The 2,986-nt window shown below is 75.3% G+C and carries 2 protein-coding genes; both read right to left on the bottom strand.

Annotation, left to right across the window (positions count from 1 at the left end):
* Positions 1 to 108: 108 nt before the first annotated feature.
* On the bottom strand, positions 109 to 1,890 hold the full coding sequence (locus V7793_RS35870) for a peroxidase family protein (RefSeq protein ID WP_336013867.1): 1,782 nt from the start codon (positions 1,888 to 1,890) through the stop codon (positions 109 to 111).
* Between the two features lie 55 nt (positions 1,891 to 1,945).
* On the bottom strand, positions 1,946 to 2,986 hold a 1,041-nt coding region (locus tag V7793_RS35875), incomplete at its 5' end, for a hypothetical protein (protein WP_336013868.1).

The following is a 2,986-nucleotide window of genomic DNA, read 5'->3' on the forward strand; positions in this document are numbered from 1 at the left end:
AGGCCACCTCCTCGGCGCTCGACCGCAGCCGGGCCGCCTGCTCCCGCAGCGAGCAGGCCTGCGCCCGGACGGGCTGCGACCAGGGCGCCTGCTCCGCGCCGGCGCCCGTCACCGGATTCCCCCGGGCCGCAGCATCCGCCAGGGCGCGAACGCATTGCGCACCCCCCGCAGCGCCGGGGCGAGCTCCGGGTGGTGGCGCATCAGCACATCGGTCATACCGGTGCGGTCGATCCACTCCATGCCCTCGGGGGTGTAGATCTCCGGACGGTAGTCCCGGGTGAAGAAGCGGTCGCTCTTCAGCCGCCGGGACGCCATCAGGACGAACACCCGGAACGCCGTGTCGCTGAACGCGAACCCCCGCGGCCGCTGCTCGGCGTACATGCCGACCATGGTGTCGACGCGGTCCAGCCGGCCGTCGTAGACCTCGCGCAGCTCGGCCGCGAGCCCCACGTCACCCCCCGTCAGCTCCTCGAAACCGGAGACCGGCGGGCGGTGCAGCGCCGCACGCAGCGCGGTGTAGCGAGGGACGCCCCGCTCCCGGTCGCGCAGGATGTCCACCGCGCCGACGTCCACGTGCTCGCCGGAGATCCGCGCGAGGTCGCGCAGGCAGTCGGGGTGGTTGTGCAGCGTGATGTCACCGGGGTTCATCACGCCGAAGGAGTACAGCAGGTCGGCGAGGCCGTACCTGTCCACCGCCGGGCGGGTGGCCAGCGCCTGCAGTTCGTCGAAGCCCGTCCGCTCGACCAGCGCGCCCGTACGGTGGGAGTGGATCGCGTACTCGTCGCGGATGAGGGGGTGCAGCCGGTAGGCCGCGACGAACTCCTCGGTCATCGAATACGGGGCGGTGTGGTGGTCCGTGGGGGAGCCGGGGATGCCGAACAGCGACTCTCCGGTGCCGAACCGGCCGACCCGGCGCCGCACCCGGGCCGGCAGGACGCCGTACCAGTTCATGTGCATGGCCGCCCGGGTGACGGGGTGGGAGACCACCCCCGGGGTCCACTCCACGGTGTGGATCTTCGCCATGACGGCGGCGTTGACGAGCCGGGCCGTCTGGAAGAGCCGCTCGTCCCCCCACGTGGGGTGGGCGGCGGCGATCCGGTCGCAGATGGCGTTGTGCTCCTTGGCGAAGAGCGTGTGCAGCAGGGACAGCCCGACCCAGTAGTTGTCGTTGAAGCCCGTGAGGTCGATGCCGGACAGCCCCGGCGCCGTCTCGTCGGGCAGCCGCCCGTCCGGCAGGGCGAGCTTGCCCCGCTCGCCCGTGCGCAGGGCCCGGCAGCGCTCCTCGCTCGAACCGTAGAGCTGGGAGCCGTCCCACCAGTGGCTGACGGTGTTCTCGTACGTGGGCGGGTGCGCCGGGCCGGTGGAGCCGGGGCGGCGGGCGGGGTCGGGGCGGGAACGGCGGACGAGCATCGGGCACTGCGGCCAGTCGTCGTCGGCGGCCAGCGGCACGTCCAGCGGGCCGTCGGTCTTGTTCTCCCCGTGACTGAACCAGCCGTGGTTCTGGAACTGGATCCAGGCCGCCGCCAGCAGGTTCAGCCCCGTGGCCGGGCGGAAGCCGGAGCGGCGCAGCAGCTGCCGGCTGACCTCCCGGGGACTGGGCGAGAGCAGGCCGTCGTCCTCCGGCTCGGGGAAGGTCTCCGGCAGGGCGCAGTTGCGGTCGAACCGGGTGCCCGCCCGGCCCATGTCGGCATCGGCGGGGTCGTACCCCGAGCCGTCGTAGCTGCGGTGCGGGAGCAGCGCGGCGGTGGGCGTGCGGGGGCGCTCCCCGCCGGCGCCGTAGGTGTCGTGCAGGTTGTGCGCCCGCAGCACTTGCCGCTGTCTCCTGAGTTCCAGCAGCGCGAGGGGGAAGGGGAGGGAGTGCCACTCGCGGCGGCGCGGTACCGGCGTCATCGACAGTTCTCCGTGAGGGTTGCAGAAGGTGCTTCGGACACTCGGGCGCGCCGGCCTATCCGGCCGGGAGGCGGTGGACGACGGACCGCCCGGCCCGGCCCCGGTACGGGGCGAGCAGCTCGTCCACCCGGTCGCGGGCCTCGGGGGCGGTCTTGTCGAGGCTGTGGGCGTAGGCCTCCGCGCCGTGGCACTGCGGGACGTCGTACGAGGGGTCCGCCCAGGTGATCTCCAGCAGGCTGGGGGGCGGGGGGAGGGCCGGGACGGGGCTGCTGCCTCCCAGACGGGGCGTCAGGTCGTGCTCCTCGGCGAGGGTGACGAGGCGGGTGCGGGGGTCGTTCGGGCGCCGGGCTGCGGCCGGGGAGCCGATGGCGACGACGTGCGTGAGCCGCAGGCGGGTGCCCGCCTCCGGGGCGCAGGCCAGGTGCCCGGCCGTCACGCCGCCGTGGCCGTGCCCGACGAGCGCGACCGGCATTCCTTCGGGCACCGTGCGCAGCAGGGCCTCGCGGACGGCCCGGGTGTACGGGGAGTCGCCGCGGCCCAGCCCGGCGACGGCCCCGACCAGCTCCTGCGGGGAGGCCGTGCGCGGCAGGACGAACCCCGGGCCGGGCAGCAGCACCAGGCAGCGGGCGACGCCGTCCGGGCCGGTGACGTGCCGGGTGAGCATCCTGCTGTGGCCGAGGGCCGCCAGATTGCGCAGGTGGGCGGTGATGCCGCCGTCGTCGTCCAGGCCGTCGAGGAACGCCGGGTCGGGCGGCTCGGCGACGGCCCTCTCCCGGCTCCGGAGGAGGCCGGGCCGGGCCCCGGTGCGGGGGCCGGGCACGGAAGCGGCCCCGGCCGCGGTGCCCGTGACGGTGTGCCAGGCCGCCGCGTCGTTGAACGGATTGCCGTCCGTCAGCGCGTTCCAGGCGCTCACGTCGCCGAGCGCGGGGGCGAGCGCGGCCAGGGTGTGCCCGGCGCCCCGGACGCGCACGCGCTCGCGGAGGATGCGCAGGGCCAGCTCGGGCAGTCCGGCCTCGACGGCGACGAGCAGCCGCCGCACCGGGCTCTGCGCGGCGTACTCCGCGTGCCGCGTCGCGCACAGCCGGATCCGCAGCCG

The sequence above is a fragment of the Streptomyces sp. KLMMK genome, assembly GCF_036961605.1.
GTDB lineage: Bacteria > Actinomycetota > Actinomycetes > Streptomycetales > Streptomycetaceae > Streptomyces > Streptomyces telluris.

Bases quoted from the DNA above. Each gene is read 5' to 3' on its own strand.
- V7793_RS35870 (WP_336013867.1), bottom strand. From the start codon at position 1,890: ATGACGCCGGTACCGCGCCGCCGCGAGTGGCACTCCCTCCCCTTCCCC.